Annotated in this window: 14 protein-coding genes; 5 read left to right on the forward strand and 9 right to left on the reverse strand. The window is 65.8% G+C overall.

Annotation, left to right across the window (positions count from 1 at the left end):
• Positions 1 to 31: 31 nt before the first annotated feature.
• Genes HHL13_RS03260 through HHL13_RS03270 form a run of 3 tightly spaced genes read right to left on the reverse strand, consistent with a single transcriptional unit; the run spans position 32 to position 2078 of the window.
• On the reverse strand, positions 32 to 748 hold the full coding sequence (locus HHL13_RS03260) for an SDR family oxidoreductase (RefSeq protein ID WP_169554319.1): 717 nt from the start codon (positions 746 to 748) through the stop codon (positions 32 to 34).
• Entirely contained in the window at positions 745 to 1746 is a 1002-nt protein-coding gene (locus HHL13_RS03265; RefSeq protein WP_169554320.1) for an aldo/keto reductase, read from the reverse strand. Before HHL13_RS03265 ends, HHL13_RS03260 begins: the two co-directional genes overlap by 4 nt.
• Complete coding sequence (locus HHL13_RS03270) at positions 1743 to 2078, reverse strand: L-rhamnose mutarotase (protein ID WP_206376833.1); 336 nt, start codon at positions 2076 to 2078, stop codon at positions 1743 to 1745. The genes HHL13_RS03265 and HHL13_RS03270 overlap by 4 nt, the downstream gene beginning before the upstream one ends.
• A gap of 167 nt (positions 2079 to 2245) precedes the next feature.
• Here HHL13_RS03270 and HHL13_RS03275 point away from each other — a divergent pair, with 167 nt between their 5' ends.
• Positions 2246 to 3547, forward strand: a complete 1302-nt coding sequence (locus HHL13_RS03275) for an L-fuconate dehydratase (RefSeq protein ID WP_169554322.1) — start codon at positions 2246 to 2248, stop codon at positions 3545 to 3547.
• Positions 3548 to 3576: 29 nt separating this feature from the next.
• Here HHL13_RS03275 and HHL13_RS03280 read toward each other — a convergent pair whose 3' ends face one another.
• A complete protein-coding gene (locus tag HHL13_RS03280; RefSeq protein WP_169554323.1) occupies positions 3577 to 5190 on the reverse strand; it encodes a tryptophan halogenase family protein in 1614 nt (537 codons plus the stop codon).
• A gap of 226 nt (positions 5191 to 5416) precedes the next feature.
• On the opposite strand from HHL13_RS03280, the gene HHL13_RS03285 reads away from it, so the two are divergent.
• The 3 genes from HHL13_RS03285 to HHL13_RS03295 are packed head-to-tail and all read left to right on the forward strand — an operon-like array spanning position 5417 to position 12706.
• The gene (locus HHL13_RS03285; RefSeq protein ID WP_169554324.1) at positions 5417 to 8206 is read left to right on the forward strand and encodes a TonB-dependent receptor; all 2790 of its coding nucleotides are present in this window, start codon (positions 5417 to 5419) and stop codon (positions 8204 to 8206) included.
• A 19-nt stretch (positions 8207 to 8225) separates the two neighbouring features.
• A complete protein-coding gene (locus tag HHL13_RS03290; protein ID WP_169554325.1) occupies positions 8226 to 9842 on the forward strand; it encodes a DUF5597 domain-containing protein in 1617 nt (538 codons plus the stop codon).
• An 11-nt stretch (positions 9843 to 9853) separates the two neighbouring features.
• Positions 9854 to 12706: a TIM-barrel domain-containing protein gene (locus HHL13_RS03295; protein WP_240953607.1), complete on the forward strand. Its 2853-nt coding sequence runs from the start codon at positions 9854 to 9856 to the stop codon at positions 12704 to 12706.
• Between the two features lie 85 nt (positions 12707 to 12791).
• Here HHL13_RS03295 and fucP read toward each other — a convergent pair whose 3' ends face one another.
• Positions 12792 to 14045, reverse strand: a complete 1254-nt coding sequence (gene fucP, locus HHL13_RS03300) for an L-fucose:H+ symporter permease (RefSeq protein WP_169554327.1) — start codon at positions 14043 to 14045, stop codon at positions 12792 to 12794.
• Positions 14042 to 15655 (reverse strand): alpha-L-fucosidase, encoded by a 1614-nt coding sequence (locus HHL13_RS03305; protein WP_240953608.1) that lies wholly within the window; start codon positions 15653 to 15655, stop codon positions 14042 to 14044. The genes fucP and HHL13_RS03305 overlap by 4 nt, the downstream gene beginning before the upstream one ends.
• 132 nt (positions 15656 to 15787) lie before the next feature.
• On the opposite strand from HHL13_RS03305, the gene HHL13_RS03310 reads away from it, so the two are divergent.
• Positions 15788 to 16939 (forward strand): crosslink repair DNA glycosylase YcaQ family protein, encoded by a 1152-nt coding sequence (locus tag HHL13_RS03310; protein ID WP_169554329.1) that lies wholly within the window; start codon positions 15788 to 15790, stop codon positions 16937 to 16939.
• 161 nt (positions 16940 to 17100) lie between these two features.
• Here HHL13_RS03310 and HHL13_RS03315 read toward each other — a convergent pair whose 3' ends face one another.
• From HHL13_RS03315 to HHL13_RS03325, 3 genes are all read right to left on the reverse strand, one after another.
• Positions 17101 to 17655, reverse strand: a complete 555-nt coding sequence (locus HHL13_RS03315) for a porin family protein (protein WP_169554330.1) — start codon at positions 17653 to 17655, stop codon at positions 17101 to 17103.
• Positions 17656 to 18066: 411 nt separating this feature from the next.
• Positions 18067 to 18891, reverse strand: coding sequence for a response regulator (locus HHL13_RS03320; RefSeq protein WP_169554331.1), 825 nt, complete (start codon positions 18889 to 18891; stop codon positions 18067 to 18069).
• Positions 18888 to 23003 carry a GAF domain-containing protein gene (locus tag HHL13_RS03325; protein ID WP_169554332.1) on the reverse strand — a complete coding sequence of 1372 codons (4116 nt, stop codon included), beginning with the start codon at positions 23001 to 23003 and terminating at the stop codon, positions 18888 to 18890. Before HHL13_RS03325 ends, HHL13_RS03320 begins: the two co-directional genes overlap by 4 nt.
• Between the last annotated feature and the right edge of the window lie 19 nt (positions 23004 to 23022).

The raw sequence follows: 23022 nt of genomic DNA on the forward strand, positions 1-23022 counted from the left end.
TTCCTTCTCCCACAAGGGGAGAAGGAGTGAATCAGGTCGTCCAGCCGCCGTCGACGACGTGGATCTGGCCGGTGGTGAAGCTCGACTCGTCCGAAGCGAGATACAGCGCGAGCGCGGCGATCTCCTCCGCCTTGCCCAGCCGCCCCATCGGCTGGCGCGCGTTGAAATCGGCGCGCGCCTTTTCATAGTTGCCGGTGTCGCGCAGCCGCTGCTGGAGTGAAGGCGTGTCGACCGTGCCGGGGCAGATCGCGTTGCAGCGGATGCCCTGTCCGACGAAATCGACTGCGACATGCTTGGTCAGGCCGACCACCGCAGCCTTGGACGCGCCATAGGCGAAGCGGTTCGGCACGCCGGTCACCGAGCTCGACACCGACGCCATGTTGACGATCGAGCCGCCGCCCTTCGCGAGCATTGCGGGCAGGGCGGCACGGATCGTGCGGTACATGGCGGTGACGTTGATATCGAAGCTGCGCGACCAGTCGGCTTCGTCGCATTCGAGGATATTGCCCGCCGCGACGATGCCCGCGCAGTTGAAGAGGATGTCGAGCGGCCCGGCTTCGGCGAAGACGGAGTCGATCCGCGCGGGATCGGTGACGTCGAGCCGGCGCACGGTGCAGCCGGGGACGTCGATCGCTTCGCGGTCGGTCGCCCAGACGGTAGCGCCCTCGCGAGCGAACAGTTCGGCGGCGGCGCGCCCGATGCCTTGTCCGGCGCCGGTAATCAGCGCGGTCTTGCCGGCCAGCCTCATGCGGCCACCGCCTGCGGCGTCGGCGCATCGGCGTGGAGCAGGCCCTCGGCCTTCAGCTCGTCCCACAAGGCGGGCGGGAGCGGGGTCGCGTATCGGGTCACGGTGTCGTCGACTTCCTTGGGGCTGGCCAGGCCGGGGATGACGCTCGCCACGGCCGGATGGGCGAGGGGGAATTGCAGCGCCGCCGCCGCGAGGGGGACGGTGTGGCGCGCGCAGACGGCTTCGAGGCGGCGGGCGCGGCCCAATATTTCGGGTGGCGCGGCTTCATAGTCGTAAGTCGCACCGCCCGTGAGCAGGCCCGAATTATACGGCCCGCCGATGACGATCGAAATGTCCGCCGCCACGCATCGCGGCAGCAGCGCGTCGAGCGCGCCCTGTTCGAGCAAGGTGTAACGGCCGGCGAGCAGGAGCACGTCCATCGCGATCCGGTCGAGCAGATCGAGCGCGATCCCGGTCTCGTTCACCCCGATGCCGAACGCGGAGATCGCGCCTTCGCTGCGGAGCCGTTCCAGCGCGCGGAAACCGCCGTCGAGCAACTGGCCGCGCATCGCTTCATGGTTCGCGCCGTGGGTGCGTTCGCCGATATCGTGGACGAAGAGGATATCGATCCGGTCGCGGTTCAGGCGGCGAAGGCTGTCTTCATGCGATCGCAGGACGCCGTCGTACGAATAGTCGAAGACCGGCTCGAACGGTTCGGACGAGACGAAGCCGTGACGCTCGGGCGGAAGCGGTTCCCGGGTCGGTTCGAGCAGCCGTCCGACCTTGGTCGAGACGATCGCTCTTTCCGTCCGCGCTTCGCCCAGCCGCCGTTCGGCAAGGCCGAAACCGTAATAGGGCGCGGTGTCGGCATAGGTGAGCCCGGCGGCCAGCGCCGCCGCGATGGTCGCGCGGGCGGTATCGTCGGGCACTTCCCGGAACAGGTTGCCGAGCGCCGCCGTGCCGAAGCCGAGTTCGGGCACGGTCAGATCGGTGCGGCCGATGCGGTGGCGCGGGATCATGGCTCGCCGTCCAGCGTGAAGAATCGGTCCATCGCCACCCATTTCTCGCCGGCGCCGGCATGGGGTAGGGGCTTCTGGAAATGCCACATCAGCGCCTCCCAATCGGCGATCTCCGGCGGTTCGGCCACGGCGCGGGGATAGTCCGGAGCGACTTCGGCGATCATCACCAGCCGGTCGGCGGTGCGCCAGATCTCCATCGCCTCGACGCCGGTGGCGCGGATATGCGCGATCACCACGGGCCACACCGCGCCCGGCGCATGGCGCGCCTCATACGCCGCGATCAGCGCCGCGTCGTCGATCAGGTCCAGCGCGAAGCACAGCCTGCGCCCCATCATTCCCCTCCAGGATCCTCTCGCCGGCACCTTAGCGAATATCCCGGCTTGCGCCAGCCGGAATTGTTACATATGAAAATGCTCGTCATCCACGAAAGATCATATGTGGGAGGGGTATCCGTCTTGAAGCCGCACGAGGCGATTTCCGGCCGATCGGCATCTGTGAAATGACGGTGATCACCGGCCTGAGGGTGCTCGACATCCGCTTCCCGACTTCCGATTTTCTCGACGGATCGGACGCGATGAACCCCGATCCGGACTATTCGGCGGCCTATTGCATCCTCGAGACCGATACGCCGGGGCTGAACGGGCACGGGCTGACCTTCACCATCGGGCGCGGCAACGACATCGTCTGCGCCGCGATTGATGCGCTGGCGCAGCTGGTGGTCGGGCTGGATCTCGACTGGATCCGCGAGGATGGCGGGCGCTTCTGGCGGCATGTGACCAGCGACAGCCAGCTGCGCTGGATCGGCCCGGAAAAGGGCGTGATCCATCTCGCCACCGGCGCGGTGGTCAATGCCGTCTGGGACCTGTGGGCCAAGGCCGAAGGCAAGCCGCTATGGCGGCTGGTCGGCGAGATGAGCCCGGAGGAAATCGTCCGGCTGATCGATTTCCGCTACATCACCGATTGCATCACGCCCGCCGAAGCGCTCGCGCTGCTGAAGGACCGCGAGGCCGGCAAGGCGGCGCGGATCGCGACGCTCGAGGCTCGGGGCTATCCCGCCTACACCACTTCCGCCGGCTGGCTGGGCTATTCCGACGAGAAGCTCGAACGGCTCTGTCGCGAAGCGGTGGCCGAAGGGTTCCGGCACGTGAAACTCAAGGTCGGGCGCGATGTCGAGGAGGATATCCGCCGCGCCACCATCGCCCGCCGGGCGATCGGTCCCGACGCGAAGCTGATGATCGACGCCAACCAGGTGTGGGAGGTGGACGCGGCGATCGCGCACCTCGGCAAGCTGGCCTTCGCCGATCCCTGGTTCATCGAGGAGCCGACCAGCCCCGACGATGTCGAGGGGCATCGCGCGATCCGCGAAGGCGTGCATCCGATGCGCGTGGCGACCGGCGAGATGTGCCAGAACCGGGTGGTCTTCAAGCAACTGATCATGCGCGGCGCGATCGACGTGGTGCAGATCGATGCGTGCCGGCTTGGCGGCGTCAACGAAGTGCTCGCGGTGCTGCTGATGGCGGCGAAATACGATCTGCCGGTGTGCCCGCACGCGGGCGGCGTGGGGCTGTGCGAATATGTCCAGCACCTTGCGATGATCGACTATCTCGCCATTGCCGGGACGATGGAGGGGCGGGTGATCGAGTTCGTCGACCATCTCCACGAGCATTTCGTCGATCCGTGCGTGGTGCGTGGCGGGGCCTATCTGGCGCCAGCCGCTCCGGGCTTCTCGATCGAGATGAAGGCGGCGTCGCTGGCGGCGTATGAGTATGGCGTCGCGCGGGAGAAAATTGCGGTGGCGTAAATTCCTCCCCGGGAAGGAGAGGAATTTATTTAGCGCGCCGCGGCCCCCGTCAATCCTCCGAAATGGCTCCGCGCGGCGGTGAGCGAGAAGCTGGCCCGGCTGGGCGCCGGCGCGGGCTGCGCCCTGGCCGGGCGGTCACAGGCGCAATTCTGCGCGATGAAATCCTCGTGCGTCGGCATCGCGCCGGCCCCACGCGCAATGGCGGCGCGGATGCGGGGCAGCAGCGCGTGGAGCTTCTCCGCCGGCATCGCATCGGCCAGCGGGTCATGGCCGCGCGGCGGGATGCCCTGACCCTCGAGTACCGCGACCCAGCTGGTCACGTCGAACAGTTCGTCCTCGATCCGGAACACGCGGGCATGGTGCCGCCACAGATCATATTTCTCCTGCAGCGTGTCGGGGATCGGCATGGTGCGCACCTGATCCCAGAAGGGCGAGCCGGCCTTCTGATTGGCGTGATAGTGGAGGATGATGAAGTCGCGGATCCGCTCATATTCGATCGCGGTGGTGCGGTTGTAATAGTCGATGTCCGCCTGATGGAAGTCGCGGTCGGGGAACAGGTTCACCAGCTTCGAGATCGCGGTCTGGATCAGGTGGATGCTGGTCGATTCCAGCGGCTCCATGAAGCCTGAAGCGAGCCCCAGCGCGACGACGTTCTTGTTCCAGAACTGCTTCCGCTTGCCGGTGACGAAGCGGATGCGGTTCGGCTCGGCCAGCGCTTCGCCGTCCAGGTTGGCGCGCAGGATCGCCTCTGCCTCGTCATCCTCCATGAAGGCGCTGCAATAGACATGGCCGTTGCCGATGCGGTGCTGCAACGGGATGCGCCATTGCCACCCGGCGTCGTGCGCGGTCGAGCGGGTATAGGGCGTGAAGCCGCCGGCGTTCGCGCAGGGCATGGCGATCGCCCGGTCGCACGGCAGCCAGTGGGTCCAGTCCTCATAGCCGGTTTCCAGCGTCTGCTCGATCAGCAGCCCCCGAAAGCCCGAACAGTCGATGAAGAAGTCGGCGTCGTGGATCGCGCCGTTTTCCAGCTTCACGCCGCTGACGAAGCCGTTTTCGTGCTGAAGCACTTCGGCGATCCTGCCCTCGTGCCGGATCACGCCGGCGGCCTCGGCATGGTCGCGCAGCATCGCGGCATAGAGGCCCGCATCGAAATGATAGGCATAGGCGATGTTGGAGAGGGTGTTCTTCGGATCCTCCGAAGGACGGCAGAACTTGCCAGCCAGCGCCGCGACCGTGGGCAGGTTGTAATCCGCCAGCGCGCCCGCGGCTTCGCCTGCTTCCCGCTTCAGGCGCAGCCAATATTGGTGGAAGGGCAGGGTGCCGATGTCCGCGCCATGCCGGCCGAACGGATGGAAATAGCGTGAGCCCGGCGCGCTCCAATTGTGGAAGTCGATTCCCAGCTTGAAGGTCGCGCGGGTACGGCGGACGAACTCGTCCTCATCGAAACCGAGCAGCTGGTTGAGGTGCTGGATCGGCGGGATCGTCGCTTCGCCCACGCCAATCGTGCCGATCGCATCGGATTCGACCAGCGCGATCTCGATCCGGCGTTCCTCTCCGAGCGCGCGCGTAAGGGCGGCGGCTGCCATCCATCCCGCCGTGCCGCCGCCGACGATCAGCAGCTTCCTGATTGCGCGGTCCGTCATGCCCCTCTCCCGTCTGGATTTTCATATATGTCGTATTTTTTCGTAGACGCCTAGCAGGTTCGATGATAGCGCCGACAACGCTGGACATCTGGAAAGTGCTTTTCACAAGCAAAAATCCGGAGACGGTTTGTGGGAGTGCGCGAGTCGAGGCCGGGCAGGGATGCGGGCTCCTCGATCCTCCCAAGGAACAATGCCGCCGCACGGATGCGGCAAAGGGGAGGATGTCATGTCGAATTATGATCGGGATGCTGCCGACGGCGCGCTCGGCCTGCTGTTGCGGCACGGGCTGCTGCTCGGCGCTTCGGCGATCGCGCTGGGCGTCGCATCGCCCGCGCTCGCGCAGGATGGCAAGAAGGCCGACGACAAGGAGCAGACGGGCGACGAAGAGGAAGGCATCGTCGTCACCGGTCTGCGCGCTTCGGTCGCGTCGGCCCAGTCGATCAAGGTCAACAGCGACCAGTTCGTCGACTCGGTGACCGCGATCGACATCGGCGCGCTGCCCGATCGCAACGTGGCCGAGGCGCTTCAGCGTATCTCGGGGATCCAGATCACCCGCAATCGCGGCGAAGGTTCGAGCATCGCGATCCGCGGGCTTACCCAGGTCCGCACCGAAGTGAATGGCCGTGACAGCTTCGGCGCGTCGGGCGGTCGCGCGCTGGGCTTCGAGGACGTTCCTTCCGAACTGCTGGCAGGCGTGGACGTCTATAAGAACCCGTCGGCCGAGCTGGTCGAAGGCGCGATCGGCGGCCTCGTCAATCTGCGCACGCGGATGCCTTTCGATGCGAAGGGGCTGGTCGCCGCGGCGACGCTGGGCGTCAACAATTACAGCCTGAGCGAAAGCACGCGGATCAACGGATCGTTCCTGATCAGCAATCGCTGGGAGACCGGGATCGGCGAGATCGGCATCCTCGCCAACTTCTCATATTTCGAGTCCAACTATCGTTCGGACGAACTCGTCATCGAGCCCTATGTCTCGACCACCAACCTGCCGGCCGGGATCACCGGTCCAAAGGAAGTGACCGACGGCGCGGGCTGGGCGACCTTCTTCGGCGATCGCGAGCGGCGCGGCGCCTATGGCGCGATCCAGTGGGCGCCGAGCCCAAACCTGGAATTCTATGCCCAGGTCTTCCACTCGCGCTATTATATCGAAGGGTCGAACCTCGGTACGTTCGTGACGCGCGGGACCGATCCGCAGGGCGTCACCGGCCTCACGCCGGTGGGTCAGTTCGAGTTCGCCTCGGACGGCACGTTCCTTCGCGGCGGCTATGACGGCATGGCCACCAACAACAACAACCAGATCAACTTCAACATCAGTACCACCACCGACTGGGCGGGCGGCTTCAAATGGTCGCCGGCGGCGAACCTGCGGGTGAATGCCGACTTTCAGTACATCACCGCGACCGCCGAGAACCGCAACTACTCGGCATTCGGCCAGCGGGATTCGGGCAGCTATTATGTCGATCTGCGCGGCGACGTGCCGCAGATCACCTTCGGCCCGACGGGCGCCGAGAATGTCGCGAATTACTACCTCATCGCGGTGATGGACCATAAGGAAGACAGCGACGCGAACCAGAAGAGCGCGCGGCTCGATCTCGAATGGGATTTCGACGATTCGAGCTTCCTGCGCAGCTTCACTGCGGGCGTGCGCTACACCGATCGATCGGCGGTCAACCGCTCGACGCCGTATAGCTGGACCTTCCTGTCGGCGCCGTGGAGCGGCAACAATGTCGTGCCGCTGTCGGCCTATGGCGTGACCAACCCGTTCGTGGACAATTTCTATGGCGGCAAGGCGACGGTGCAGGCGCTGCCGGCGCTGGCGCACAACCGCCTGTTCGACGCGGGCCAGTTCTTCAACGAACTCTATAACCGCGCCGGACCGTCCTGCTGCGGCCCGGCCACCCGGCCGCTGACCGATTACAATCCCGCAGCCGACATCAACGTGCAGGACGAGACCACCTATGCCGCCTATGGCATGTTGCGCTTCGGCGACAGCAACGCGTTCAGCGGCAATATCGGCGTGCGCGTGGTCAAGACCGAGAATTCGGCGAAGGGGTGGAGCCTGACCACCTATCGCCCGACCCCGACCAGCGCGGACATCATCGTCCAGACGCCGATCGACGTCGCGCAGGATTACACCCGCGTCCTGCCCAGCCTGAACCTGCGCTATCGCATCACGCCGCAGTTCCAGCTCCGCGCCGCGGCATCGAAGGGGCTTTCGCGGCCGCCCTTCTACGACATGCGCGCGCTGTTCAATCTCAGCGAGAATTACGTGACGCCGGTGGGCGGCGGCACGCCGACGCTGCGCGATCGTACCGGCAGCGGCGGCAACCCGTATCTCAAGCCGCTGGAAGTGACCCAGGCCGACGTTTCGGCCGAGTGGTTCCCGAACAGCAGCACGATGCTGTACGGCACCCTGTTCTACAAGGACCTGACCAACTTCCTTGCCAACGCGGTCTATACGCTCAACGCGGACGTGCCGGGCAAGGGCGCTCAGCCCTTCCAGGTCACCGCGCTGATCAACGGGACCAAGGGCAAGGTGAAGGGGTTCGAGATCGGTGGGAACACCTTCTTCAACTTCCTGCCCGCGCCGTTCGACGGCTTCGGCGTGCAGGGCAACCTGACCTATGTCGACAGCTCCGCGCCCGGCGCGGTGGGTACGCTGGCCAACGGCATCGTCGTGCCGACCACGCTGCAGGGCCTGTCCAAGTGGAGCTATAACGCCGTCGCGATGTACGAGAAATACGGGCTGCGCCTGCGCGTCGCCTATAACTGGCGCGACAGCTATCTCGATACGATCTCGGGCAACGGCACAGGGGCGATCCCGATCTATGTGAAGTCCTACGGACAGATCGACGCTTCGATCGCCTATGACGTGTCGCCGAACGTCAGCCTGGTGCTCGACGTGGTGAACCTGACGAACGAGGACAAGATCCAGTATCAGAACGTCCCCAACCATCCGCGCAAATATCAGTTGGACGATCGCCGGATTGGCTTCAGCATCCGCTTCCGGAACTAGAAGGAGGCGCGGGACGGCGATGTTCAACTGGTCGAGGCTGGTTCCCGTACTGATTGCGTTGCTATGCGCCGTCGCCGTCACCCCGGCGGCGGCGCAGGCAGTGCCTTCGATCGTTTCGAAGAATGGCCGCCACGCACTGATGGTCGACGGCGCGCCGTTCCTGATGCTGGCGGCGCAGGTCCATAATTCGAGCAACTATCCGGCGATGCTGCCCAAGGTGTGGCCGGTGATCGACCGGCTTCAGGCGAACACGGTGCAGGTGCCGATCGCCTGGGAGCAGATCGAGCCGGAGGAAGGGGAGTTCGACTTTTCCTTCGTCGATACGCTGATCCGGCAGGCGCGCGAACATGATGTGCGGCTGGTGCTGCTGTGGTTCGCGACGTGGAAGAACACCAGCCCGCACTATGCCCCGCGCTGGGTGAAGACCGATAACAAACGCTTTCCGCGGATGATCAATCGCGAGGGCAAGACGCATTACGCGCTGACCCCGCATTCGCGCGCCACGCTGGAGGCGGACAAGCGCGCGTTCGTGGCGCTGATGAAGCATCTCCGCGACACCGACCGGCAGAATACGGTCATCATGATGCAGGTGCAGAACGAGCCAGGCAGCTACAGCAGCGCGCGCGATCATTCGCCCGAGGCCAACCGGTTGTTCGCGGGGCAGGTGCCCGATGTACTGGCGAAGCAGACCGGCAAGAAACCCGGTACCTGGACGCAGCTTTATGGCCGCGACGCCGACCTGTTCTTCCACAGCTGGTACATGGCGCGTTATATCGACGAGATCGCGGCGGCGGGGAAAGCGATCAAGCCGCTGCCGATGTACGCCAATGCCGCGCTGCCGGGGAATCCCTTCGCGTGGCAGGACCCGAACACCTATGCCTCGGGTGGTCCCGCCAACACGGTGATCGATGTGTACGAGGCCGCCGCGCCGCACCTCGATCTGGTGTCGCCCGACATCTACAATCCCGATCACAAGACCTATCTGGGCTTCCTCGATGCCTATGCGCGGGCGGACAATCCGCTGTTCGTCGCCGAAACGGGCAATGCGAAGGCCTATGCCCGCTATTTCTTCGCGACGATCGGGCGGGGCGGGATCGGCTGGTCGATGTTCGGGATGGACCAGAGCGGCTATTCCAACTTCCCGCTCGGCGCAAAGGTGCTGGACGACGATACGGTCGACAGTTTCGCGCGCAACTATCGTCTGTTCGCGCCGATGCAGCGCGAATGGGCGCGGCTGGCCTATGAGGGGCAGGTGTGGGGCGTCGCAGAGCCGACCGACCCCGAGGCAAAGTTCACCCAGACGATCGACCTTGGCGAGCACAAGGCGACGGTCACCTTCGGGCGCGGCCAGTTCGGCTTCGATCCGCCCAAGGGCAATGGCGAGCCGCGTGGTGGCCTGGTCGTCGCACGGCTGGGACCGGACGAGTATCTCGTCACCGGCTTCGACGCGCGGATCGAGTTCGGCTTCGCCAAGCCGGGCGCGCGCAACCTGATGCTCGACCGGGTCGAGGAAGGCTATTTCAAGGACGGCAAATGGGTGTTCGTCCGCGTGTGGAACGGCGACCAGACCGATTACGGGCTGAACTTCACTGGTTTGCCTCAGGTGCTGAGGATACGCTTGGCCAGCTGGCCATAAGGGAGAGAGAATTGAGGCAGGTTTTCCTCGGCGTCGCGGCGCTGACGCTTTCGCTTTATTCCGGAACGGCGCTGGCATCGGATGTGGTGCAGGTCGCGCATGGCGTGGTCGTCACGCCCGATAGCGGCCCGGCCAAGCGGGTCCGCGTGCTTGCCTATGGCGATGCGGCATTTCGGGTGACAGCGCTGCCAGTCGAGAGCCTCGATCTGCCGGCCAGCCTGATGGTGACTGCGAAGCCGAGCGGCGATCCGCAAGTGACCACCGCCAATGGCGTCGTGACGCTGAAGCTGCCCCGCGCCACGGCCGAAATCCGCTTGTCCGATGGCAATGTCCGCTTCCGCGACGCTGCGGGCAGGATCGTGCTGACCGAGTCCGCGCGCGGTGCCTTCGGACCGTCCGCAACGCCCGGCTATCTGACGATCCGCCAGCAGTTCAACCGTGCGAGCGACGAAGGCCTTTACGGCCTCGGCCAGCACCAGAACCGGCAGATGAATTACAATGGCGAGGACGTCGAACTCGCCCAGCACAATATGGACATTGCGATCCCCTTCGTCGTCTCGACGCGAGGGTACGGGCTGTTGTGGGACAACAACGGCATCACCCGCTTCGGCAATCCGACGCCCTATGCCCATGTCGGGCAGGGGCTGCGCGTCGCGAACGGCGGCAAGCCGGGGTGGAAGGCCGAATATTATCTCGGCGACCGGCTGGCGGTGACGCGGCAGGAAAGCTTCATCGACTATCAGTTCATCAAGGACCAGAAGAACTGGCCCGACGCCGCCAAGGCGCAGACCGTCGCCACGCCGGAGAGCGGGCAGAACACCGCGGGACAGGTTGTCGGCAAGCAGCATGTCGTATGGAGCGGCACGGTGACGCCCGACGCCACCGGCATCCACAAATTCCGCCTCTATGCGTCGAGCTACATCAAGGTCTTCGTCGACGGGAAGGAAGTGGTGAACGCCTGGCGGCAGAACTGGAACCCGTGGTTCCGCAATTTCGAGCTGCCGATGACCAAGGGCAAGCCCGCCGAGATTAGGATCGAGTGGGAACCCAATGCCGGCTATCTCGCGCTGTTCCATTCGGACCCCTTGCCGGCGCCCGACCGCAATTCGCTGTGGATGTCGTCCGAAGTGGCCAAGGGGCTCGATTATTATGTCGTGACCGGCGCGAACATGGACGGGGTGATCGCCGGCTATCGCGGGCTGACCGGCAAGGCGGAGATGATGCCGCTCTGGGCCTATGGCTTCTGGCAGAGCCGCCAGCGCTACGAAACGCAGGAACAATTGCTCGGCGTGGTGCGAGAGTATCGCAAGCGCCAGATCCCGATCGACAATATCGTGCAGGACTGGTTCTACTGGCCCGAGGACCAGTGGGGCAGCCACGAGTTCGACAAGAAGCGCTTCCCCGATCCGGTGGGGATGGTGAACGAGGTCCATGCACTGAATGTGCGGATCATGATTTCGGTCTGGCCGAAATTCTATCCGAACACGAAGAACGCTCAGGAGCTTGCGGCCAAAGGCTATCTCTATCGCGGCAATCTGGAGGCGAAGGAGAAGGATTGGGTCGGCCCGGGATATGAGAATACCGATTACGATCCCTATGCCCCCGACGCGCGGCAGATCTATTTCCGGCAGATGCGCGAGCAGCTTGTCGACAAGGGGTTCGACGCGTGGTGGATGGACGCGACCGAGCCGGATATCCATTCCAACCTCTCGATCGAGCAGCGCGCCGAACGCATGGGGCCGACCGCGCAGGGGCCGGGCGCGGCCTTCTTCAACAGCTATCCGCTGGTGCATGGCGAGGGCGTGGCGGACGGGCTTCGCGTGGCGCAGCCGGACAAACGGCCCTTCATCCTGACCCGCTCGGGCTTCGGGGGCACGCAGCGGACCAGCTCCGCGCTCTGGTCGGGCGATGTCGCGGCGCGCTGGGACGATCTGCGCGATCAGATTTCGGCGGGGACCAACCTGTCGATGTCGGGCGTGCCCAACTGGACCCATGATATCGGCGGGTTCGCGGTCGAGGATCGCTACACCCGCGCCGAACCCGAGCATCTGCCCGAGTGGCGCGAACTCAATCTGCGCTGGTTCCAGTTCGGGGTCTTTTCGCCGCTGTTCCGCAGTCATGGCGAGACGCCCAAGCGCGAAATCTACGAGATCGCGGCGGGCGACGACGCGATGTACCAGTCGATGGTCGAGTACACCCGGCTCCGCTACCGGCTGATGCCCTATATCTACACCGTCGCCGCCGATACCTGGCACAAGGACGGCACGATGATGCGCGGGCTGGTGATGGACTTCCCGTCCGACAAGCGCGTGTGGAATATCGACGACGCATACATGTTCGGCCCGGCCTTCCTCGCCGCGCCGGTGACGGTGTTCAAGGCGCGCAGCCGCGACGTGTATCTGCCCGACGGGGCAGGGTGGTACGATTTCGCCACCGGCATTCTCTACAAGGGCGGGCAGGTGGTGAAGGCCGATGCCCCGCGCGAACGGATGCCCCTGTTCGTCCGCGCCGGTTCGATCGTACCGACCGGTCCGGCGACGCAATGGACCGGCGAGCAGCCCGACGGGCCGATCGTGCTCCACGTCTTCACCGGCAATTCGGGCAGCTTCTCGCTGTACGAGGATGACGGCCTGAGCCCCGGCTACAAGAAGGGCCAGTTCGCGCGCGTGCCGCTGCGCTGGGACGAGGGTAGCGCTACGCTGACCATCGGTGCGCGCGAGGGCGGCTATCCGGGGATGGAAAAGAAGCGTGCGATCTCGGTGCGCTTCTATGGCCCGGGCAAGGCGGTAGTGCCGGACTTCGCGGAGAATCCGGCGCTCAGCTTCAGCTATGACGGCAAGGAGATCGTGGTTCGGCGGCCGTAAAGGGGGGACGCAATCGGCGGTCACCGGCGGTGGCTGCCCGGCCGGGTAGAGCATCCCCGGTTGGGCGGCCACTTTGCTTTCGGGGTCAGCGCACCGATCGGGCGAAGACGAGGATCGCGACGAAGCAGCCCGCGGGCACCAGCATCGCCATCGTGATCGAGCTGATGTCCGACACATAGCCCATCAGCGCGGTCAGCACCGCGCCGCCGATGATCGCCATCACCAGCAGCGACGATCCGGCCTTGGTCAGCGGACCGAGGCCGCGGATCGATAGCGCGAAGATCGTCGGGTACATGATCGACATGAACAGGCTGGTCGCGATCAGCGCGGCGAGGCCGGGCGTGCCTCCGGCCAGGACCGCCACGGCGCACAGCAGGACGTTGATGGCGGAGAAGGCGGTCAGCAGCTTCGCGGGCGCGATCCGCTGCATCAGCGCGGCGCCGAGGAAGCGGCCGACGAACAGCAGCACCAGCGACGCGGTGATCGTCTGCGCCGCCAGCTTCTCGGGCGTGCCCGGCAGTTCGACCTGCGTGTAGCGGATCAGATAGCTCCAGATCCCGACCTGTGCGCCGACATAGAAGAATTGCGCGATCACCCCGCCCATGAAGCGCGGCCGGGCGATCAGGGTGCGGTAATCGCCCTTGCTACCGACTTCATCGGCGGCCGGGCCGACAGCCGCGGCAGGGAAACGCACGAACGCGACCAGCGCGGCCCATGCCAGCACGAACAGGCCGATCGCGATATACGGCCCTTTCACCGCCTGGCTTTCGGCGGCGTACCAGCTTTGCAACGCCGTCTCGCTCATTGCCGCGGTCTGTTCGGGCGTGAGTTCGACGCCGGAGAGGATGAAGCTGCTGCCGATCAGCACGCCTGCGATCGAGCCGAGCGGGTTGAAGCTCTGCGCGAAGTTGAGGCGGCTTTCGGCAGTCGCGGGATCGCCCAGCACGGTGATCAGCGGATTGGCCGATGTCTCGAGAAAGGCGAGGCCGCTGGCCAGCACATAGAGGGCGACGAGGAAGAAACCGTAGCTGTGCATGTTGGCGGCGGGGACGAAGAGCAAGGCGCCCGCGCCGAACAGCCACAGGCCGAGCACCACCGCCGCCTTGTAGCCGAAGCGCTTCATGAACAAAGCTGCGGGGATCGCGAAGCAGAAATAGCCGAAATAGAAGGCCGACTGGACAAGACCGGTCTGGAAGTCGCTGAGGGTGAAGGCTTTTTTGAAGTGCTTCATCAGCACGTCGTTGAGATTGTTCGCCGCGCCCCACAGGAAGAACAGGCTGACGATCAGCAGCAGCGGGACGATGTATCTGGCTCGTGCGCCCGCCGCCGGCTGGTTCATATCAATCCTCCCCCGTCGATCCGGACTACCGGTATCATTTCGTCTTTTCTGGCACGCGGCAGCGTGATCGTCAGCCCCGTTCCGAAGCGTTCGGTCTTCAGTCTGCCGCCGCCTACCAGGGTGACGCGGCTGATCTCGGCATCGGGCATCGCGTCCTTGCCGAGTGCGGCGAGGGAGACGGGTTCGTCGGGCCAGACGAGGAAGGCAACGAACAACGCACCGTTCTTCGTGGTATAACGCACGTCGCCGGGCTTGAACTCGACCTTGCCCTCATTGTGCATCCCGCTGCCGAGCTGCGACGGGCCTTCGCCGAACACCCGCCACGGGCGCGAGCCGTAGATCGCGGCGTCGCCGTTGCGCGCCATCCAGCGCGTGATGCCGGCGAGGATCTTCTCCTCCTCGCCGTCGATCGTGCCGTCGCCGCGCATCGGGATCGACAGCAGCAGATTGCCGTTCTTCGACACCACGTCGCACAGCCGCTGGATCACCTTCGCGGCGGGGACATAGGCTTTCGCGTCGTACCGCCAGCGGCTGTAGTGCCAGTCGCCGATGCAGGTGCAGGTCTGCCACGGCTCGGACCGGATATGGTCGAGGAAGCCGCGCTCGACATCGTCGACCAGCGCGGTGCGCTGATAGGGGGTGAGCGTCTTGGCGGTCGCGACCACCTCCACCTGCCCGTGCTTCGCGATCGACAGGTCGTAATAATGGGCCAGCGCCTCGAGGCCGACCGTGCCGAAAGGCAGGGCATAATTGTCGAAATAGATGATGTCGGGATGGTATTTTTCGGCGAGATCCTTCTGCCGGAGGAGCCATTTCGCGACGAAATGCGGGTTGTTCTCCGGCGCGAATTCCATCCAGCGGCGGCTGTGCGTCTCGTGGAAGTCGTTCATCGCGGCGACCGAAGCGATGCCGTCGGGCGGCACCATCGCGGGGCCGGTATAGAGTTGCTGCGGGTCCAGCCCCTCCCACCACTTGCCCTTGCCGTCCGCCCTGGTCAGCCGGAACGCGTCGTAGCGCTGGCCGGCGCGGGGACCCTCGGCATCATAGCCATAAGCGGGCTGCCACCAGTGCCACGCATGGCTGCTGTGGTTCGACACGCCGAAGCGCAGCCCCTGCGCTCGCGCGATCTTCTCCCATGTGCCGACGATGTCGCGCTTCGGGCCGACGCGCATCGTGTTCCACTCATGGTGGCGGCTGTCATAGGCGTCGAGATTGTCGTGGTGGTTGGCCAGCGCCATGAAATACCTGGCGCCCGCCTTCTTGTAGAGTTTGACGAGATATTCGGGATCCCAGTGCTCGGCCTTCCACTTGTTCTCGATTTCGAGGAAGCCGGTGTCGGCGGGGTGGCCGTAGGTTTTCAGGTGATGTTCGTAGCACGGATCGCCCTGGATATACATTTTGCGGCCGTACCAGTCGCCGAATTCGGGCACGCATTGCGCGCTCCAATGCGCCCAGATGCCGAACTTGGCGTCACGGAACCAGTCGGGCATCCGATAGGCCGCGGCGAGCGCGGACCAGTTGGCCGGCGTCGCCGCGCGGGCGGCAGGGGCCGCGAGCGCGCCCGCGACTGCGCCGCCGATGCTGCCGAGCGCTCCACGACGCGTGACCAAATCGCCTCTCCCGCTGACGCACCGCATTATCATTGGTGCAAATGAGTTTTATGGAAGGAAATGCTAACCGCGCACGTCGCCGGGCGCAAGGGGGCGCTTGCCCTGTTGGATCGTACCCGGCATCCCGATGCCATGACGATCGAACGGATCACGGCGGCGCAGGCGCGGCGGATCGCGCTGGGCGCACAGGGTTTTGGCGCGAAGCGGCCCGATGCGGCGAACGCGGCGCATCTGCGCAAGCTGCTCGACCGGGTGGCGATCCACCAGATGGACAGCGTCAACGTGCTGGTCCGTGCGCATTATCTGCCGATCTTCTCGCGGCTGGGCGGCTATGACCCGAAGCTGCTCGACCGCGGCGCCTGGGGGCCGAAGCGCGAGCGGCGCATGTTCGAATATTGGGCGCACGAAGCCTCGTTGCTGCCGATGGACCTCCACCCGCTGCTGCGCTGGAAGATGGCGCGGGCGGATCGCGGCGAAATGGGCTGGTCGAGCATGAAGGCCTTCGCCACCGAACGCCGCGCCGAAGCCGAAGTGGTGCTGAAGCGCATCCGCGACCAGGGGCCGATGGCAGTCTCGGACTTCGAGGAAGGCCGCAGCCGCGCGGGCTGGTGGGAATGGGGCGACGCCAAGCGCATCCTCGAATGGCTCTTCTATGCCGGGCACATCACCACCGCGACCCGGCGCGGCGGGTTCGAGCGGGTGTATGACCTGACCGAGCGCGTGCTCCCGCGCCGGATCCTAGATCTGCCGACCCCGTCCGAGCAGGAAGCGCACAAGGGGCTGATCGAACGATCCGCCCGCGCGCTTGGCGTCGCCACGCGCGGTGAGCTGCGCGACTATTTCCGGATCAGGCCCGCGGACAGCGATCCGGCCGTCGCGGCGCTGGTGGACGAAGGCGTGCTGATCCCGGTCGACGTCGCCGGATGGGGCAAGCCGGCCTATCTCCATCGCGACGCGCGCCGCCCGCGCCGGATCGAGGGCCGCGCCTTGCTTGCGCCGTTCGATCCGCTGATCTGGGAACGCGCCCGCACCGAGCGCATGTTCGGCTTCCGCTACCGGCTGGAGATCTACACGCCTGCCGAGAAGCGCGTGCATGGCTATTATGTGCTGCCCTTCCTGCTCGGCGACCGGCTGGTGGCGCGGGTCGATCTCAAATCGGACCGGCAGAATGGGCGGTTATTGGTGCAGTCGCTGCACATGGAGCCCGATGCGCCGGGCGAAGCGAGAGCGGAACTGGAAGGGGAGCTTCACACAATGGCGGCGTGGCTCGGCCTCACGCGTTGAGGCTCAGACGGTGTGCCGCCACACGTCGATCATCACGACGAGCGGGAAGCAGGCGAGCAGGATCGAGATCAGATTCTTCATGAGATTTTCCCTGGGAACGGCGGTCGGGCGGCACCGATCGGATCGGCGCCGCCCTTCCGCGTGACTGGCGCGATGCGCGCTCAGAAACGGTAGCCGAGGCCGATCAGGGCCTGATGGCGGGTCACGTCGTCGCCATAATCGGAGTAGCGATACTCGGCCTTGGCATAGATGTGATCGTTGATGGCGTGCTCCACGCCGACGCCCGCGCGCCAGCCATCCTCGTCGGTCGAGACCTTGGTCGCGCCGGATTCGAGGGTGAAGCGGCTGTTGACATAGCCGCCCTTGGCATAAACCATCGTGCGCGGTGCGACGCGCGCGCCGAGACGGATCGAAGCGTCGAGATCGCGGCCCGCCGTCAGCTTGTCGCCGGCGACGATGACGTTGCCCGATGCGTTGAAGCCGAAGCCGGCTTCGGCACCGATCACCAGCACATTGCCGATCTCGAGGTCATAGCCGATCGCGCCGCCGATGCGGACACCTTCCAGCGAGTTCGGCGTGACCGGCACGTCGGCGTTGACGCTGTCGTAACCGACAGTGGCTTCGACGCGTGGGCCGGTGAAGTCCTGGGCAAAGGCCGGCTGGGCCATCGCGGCGACGGCCGAAGCGGTGGTGAGGATGAGGATCAGATTACGCATGATGTTACTCCCTGCACTTTCCCCCGGTCGATGCCGGGGCGGTTGTGGCGGCCGCGATCGGCCGTCTGGCGACCTGCTACCCGGATCGAAGCGTGAAGGAATCCGTCCCGCGACCGGTGCGACGAAGCTGCGGCGGAAGCGCATGGCGGGCGGACGAAGCGACCGAAGTGACGGAAAACAGGCCGCTAAATGCAAAACGGCCATCCGGACGGGGGTGTCCGGATGGCCGATACTGGCGTCGCGCCCGGGGGGCGGGGCGGATGCGGGGCGCTGCTTCAGCCGGGGGAGGTGAAGCGGCGTGCGTTCCTGCTAGATCAGGCAGATTCCGCTGTCAGCGTTCGTGCGACGGCGGTGCGACGAATGTGTTGAGGCTGTGCAACGCTCTCCCTGGCGGGGGAGGATAAGCCAGCCTTACACCTTCAGCCGGTGGCGAACCTCGCCCCAATGGCGCGGGCCCACACGGACGACGGTGCCCGATTTCAGCTCCAGCACCATGTGCCGCCCGATCGCGCTGATCCGCTGGACCGATCCAGGGCGGACGAAGGCGGAGCGATGGACGCGGATCATCTTGTCCGGGTCCAGCCCCGCTTCGAGCGCGGCCATCGTGATGCGAATCATGTGGCTGCGATCAGGGGTGTGGAGCAGCGCATAGTCCTTGGCCGCTTCGATCCACTCGATCGTCTCCACCGGCACGCGGATCTGACCCCGCGTGGTGGGGATCCAGAATTCGTCGTGATAGTCGGCGCGGGCGATCGGCGCGACATCCTCGTCCTCGTCGTCCGGCTCGGGGTCGCTGCGAACGATCGCAGGCGGCGCCAGCGCGGCGAGGCGGCGCAGGACCGAGCGGATGCGCGCGAGCAGCTCGCGCGGCTCGAACGGCTTCATGATGTAATCGTCGGCGCCCAGCTCAAGCCCGACGATCCGGTCGATCACGTCGCGGCGCGCAGTGAGCATGACGACCCCGATGTTGCCGCGTTCGGCGCGCAGGCGCCGGGCGATGCTGAAGCCGTCCTCGTCGGGCATGGTCACGTCGAGCACGACCAGAGCCGGTTCGCGCCGGGCGAGCAGCAGGTCTAGCGCAGCACCGCCGCTCGCCTCGTCCACGTCGATGCCCTGTTCGCGCAGATAGGCGGCGACCGGTTCGCGCAGGTCCTCCTCGTCATCGACGACGATCACATAGGGTGCAGGGACTGGGGCCGAGGCCAGCGGGGCAGCGGAAACAGCGGCGAGAGTCATGCGAGATCCATCTGCTGGAGAAAGTGATGCACGGCTTCGGGCATGAAGGGCTTTTCGAGGACGGGGCGGCGCGCGGCTTCGAGGAAGCGCGCGGCGCTGCTGCCCAACGTGTCGCCGGTGGCGAAGGCCATGCGGTCGATCAGGTCGGGCCGCTCGGCCGAAAGCCAGGCGTGGAGTTGCGGACCGTCGATATCGGGCATCCGCAGATCGCTGACGATCAGATCGTAATCGCCCGAGACCAGCTTCTTCTGTGCCGCAACACCGCCGATCGCGATGTCGCAGGCAAAGCCTTCGATCATGAGGAAATCGGCAAGCGATTCCGCGATCTCTTCCTCATCGTCGACCACCAGCGCGCGCCGTAGCGGCAGTTCCGCATTGGCGGCGGCTTCGGCGGGCGCGGCGGGAAGGGCCTCGTTCGGGTCGATCGGCAAGGTCAGGCGGAAACAGGCGCCGCGCGGAGCCGCGATCAGTTCCAGCCGCCCGCCATGCGCTTCGGCCAGGCCCTGCGAGAAGGATAGCCCGACGCCGGTGCCCTGGCCCTGCGGCTTGGTGGTGTAGAAGGGTTCGAAGATGCGGCGGCGGGCGTCTTCGGGAATGCCGGGGCCATTGTCGGCGACTTCGAGGATCACTGTCCCGGGCACCGGGCCGAGCGCGGTGCGCAGCGTCAGTGCGCGATCGGGATCGCCTTCGTCCGCCAGCGCCTGCTGCGCGTTGACCAGCAGGTTGATGATGATCTGGTGGAGCTGATCCGAATCGGCCGAGATGTTGGGCAGCGACGGAGCGAGGTGGCGGGTCGCGGCGATGCCGTCGGTGCGGAAGCCATATTCGGCGAGGTCGTATGCGGCCATCGCCACCACGTTCAGGTCCACCGGCTCGCGTTCGGGCCGCTTCTGCCGCGCCATTGCGAGGAACGTCTGAACGATGCGGGCGCAGCGATCGGCGGCCTTGCGGATCTTTTGCGCGCGTTCGGCCAGTTCGCCGCCGCGCGACTGGCGCTCCATCATCACCGCCTGCGCGACGACGATCGACAGCGGGTTGTTGAGCTCGTGGCTGACGCCCGCGAGCAGCGATCCGAGCGCGGAGAGCTTTTCGGTCTGGTAGAGCGCCTCGCGCGATCGGGCGAGCGCGGCCTCGGCGCGCTTGCGCTCGCTCAGGTCCAGCGTGAAGCCACCGGTACGCACCGCGCCCGCGCCGGGAATCGGGAAGGCCATTGCGAGGATGTGCGTGTCCGGACGCAGCGCTTCCATCGCGACTTCGGCAGTCGCGACTTCGCCATTGCGCGCCAGCATGTCGAGTTCGGTGATGCTCGCGGCAATGGACGGCGGCAGGATCTCGTCGGGATGGGTGCCGATCAGCTCTTCCTGACCCCGGCCGATGGTGCGCGCGAATTCGGGGTTCACGCGCAGATAGCGGCCGCTCTCGTCCTTCAGGTGCATCGCGACCGGCGCGTTTTCGAGGAAGGCGGAAAGCTGGGCTTCGTTCTCGGCCAGCCGCTCCTCCGAATGCGCGCGTTCCAGCACCGCGAGCGTGCGGTCGGCCAGTTCGCGCACCAGATCGACTTCGGCGTCGGTCCAGACGCGCGGATCGCCTTGCTGGACCGAAAGCACCGCGACGATCTGTCCCGCGCGCACCATCGGCAGCGTCAGCACGGCGCCGATGCCCAGCGATTCGAACAGCGGGATATTCTGCGCATCGAAGCGCGGATCGTCGTGGATGTCGTCGACGCGCACCGGCTGTCCGCTCAGATGCGCCTCGGCCAGCTTCTCGCCAAGGGCTCTGGGCGGATAGCGCTGGTTGACGATGCTCGGCAGGCCGCGCGACCATTCCTGGATCACGCACAGCTCCATCTCGCTGCCATATCCGAAGCTTTCGGCGAAGTTGGTGCGCAGCGCGCCCAGATGCTCGCCCAGCGCGGCCAGCGTTTCAGCCAGGATGCCACGCGCGCTGGTCTCGCCGCGGATGCGGTCGTTCCATGCGAGCAGGAAGCTCTGGTTGCGGTTGCGCTCCTGCAACGCGGTCTCGGCGCGGGCGCGTTCCAGCGTCAGCCAGGCGCGTTCGGCCATGTCGCGCATCAGTTGCAATTCGTCCTCGCGCCAGCGGCGCGGGTTGCGATCATGGACCGACAGGATCGATCGCATCGCGCCGCCGTGGATGATCGGCACGCTGATAAAGGCGCGGATCTCGGTCTCGGCATAGCGGCGCAGCGCCGCTTCCTCGACGCGCGGATCGGTGGTGACGTCGTTGTAGCAGACCAGGTCGCCGCTCAGCCATTCGCTGTCGACCGATCGGCCGAAGCTGCCCAGCCGCACGGTGTTGCCCAGATTGCTCGGCACCCCGTCGCGCCATTCGTTGAGCACGGTGAAGGTTTCTCCGGCCGTGTCGCTTTCCGAATAGGTGACGCGGGTGACGCCCAGATGCGCGCCGAGCAGGCCCAGCGTGGTCTCCATGATCGCGCGCGGATCGCTTTCGCGGCGGACGCGGTCGTTCCAGCTGAGCAGGAAGACCTGATTCCGCTCGCGCTCCTCCAGCGCCGCCTGCACCCGCGCGCGTTCCAGCGCGACCCAGGTGCGTTCGGCGATGTCGGCCATCAGCTGCAATTCGCTGTCATGCCATTGGCGCGCGCGGTTCTGCTGCACCGACAAAGCGGAACGCATCTGGCCGCTACGGACCAGCGGGATGCTGACGAACGCTTCGATCTGGTTGGCCTGATAGCGGTCGATCGCCGATGGTTCGAGCCGGGGATCGGTGGCAACCGCGTCGTAGCGGATGACTTCGCCCGCCATCCATTCGCGATCGACCGAAGCGCCGACGCTTTGCAGCGCGAACACGTTACCGCGCACCGAACTCACGCCGTCGCGCCATTCGCCGGTGATGGTGAACATCCGTCCGCTCGGATCGCATTCGGCATAGGTGGTGCGGGTCGCGCCGAGATGGCGGCCGAGCCGTTCGAGCGTCGTGTCGATGATCGCTTCGGGCGTCGCCAAGCCGCGCACTGCGTCGCTCCAGTCGATCAGGAACGCCTGTTGCCGTTCGCGGGCGAGGAGCTCGGCTTCGGCGCGGGCGCGCTTCAGCATCACCCAGGTGCGCTCGGCGATATCGCGGAGCAGCTGGATCTCGCTCTCGCGCCACGGCCGGGGCGCCTTGTGCTGCACCGACAGCGCCGAACGCACCTTGCCGTTCTCGATCAGCGGCACGCTGACGAAGGCGAGGATCTGCGGGATCTCATATGCCGGGCGCACCGCCGCCTCGATACGGGGATCGCCGGCTACATCGTCGTATCGGACGATCTCGCCCGACACCCATTCGCGCTCCACCGTCTCGCCGACATCGTCGAGCGAGAAGTGCGTGTCGGCGATGCTCATCACCTCCGGATCGCGCCATTCGCCGAGGATGGAGAAGAGCCGCCCGCTCTCGTCGCTTTCGGAATAGGTGGCGCGGGTGACGTCGAGCTGGCGGGCGAGCCATTCCAGCGTGGTCGCCATGATCGCCCGGGGGCTGGTTTCGCCGCGCAGCGCGTCGGTCCATGCGATCAGGAAGGCCTGGTTGCGCTCGCGTTCCAGCAACGCGGTTTCGGCGCGGGCGCGGGCGATCGCGGTCCATAGCCGCTCAGCCAGTTCCTCGCAGATCTCGATCTCTTCATAGGTCCAGTTGCGTGCTTCGGTGTCGAGCACCGCGATCATCGCGACGGGCACGCCTTCGCGGACGATCGGCACGTTGATGCTGGCGCGCACGCCCATCCGGTCGGCCGCGAACTGGACCGGGTCCGCCGGATCGCGGCCGAGCATATGGTTGTCGTCGACGACCCGGCTGACATCCCACGAATAATTCCGCGCCAGCGCCGCGAACGCCTGATTGAGATGGAAACGCTGCGCCGCATCGGATTGCGGTTCGCCGCGCACGGCATGGAACACGTCGAGCGTTTCCGCATCGCCATGATCGGTTTCGCCATACAGGAAATGCGGCGTGCCCAGATGCTGCGCCAGCACCCCGGCAAGCACGGTGAGGATGGCGTGGGTGTCGGTCAGGTCGCGAGACTGATCGTTGAACGCGCGCAGCACGGCGTGGCGCCGGTCATGCGTCTGCTTCTCCGTCAGTTCGATCCGCATGTTCATGCTGGTCCCCTCAAGAAGA

The sequence above is a fragment of the Sphingomonas sp. G-3-2-10 genome, from assembly GCF_012927115.1.
Taxonomy (GTDB): Bacteria; Pseudomonadota; Alphaproteobacteria; order Sphingomonadales; family Sphingomonadaceae; genus Sphingomonas.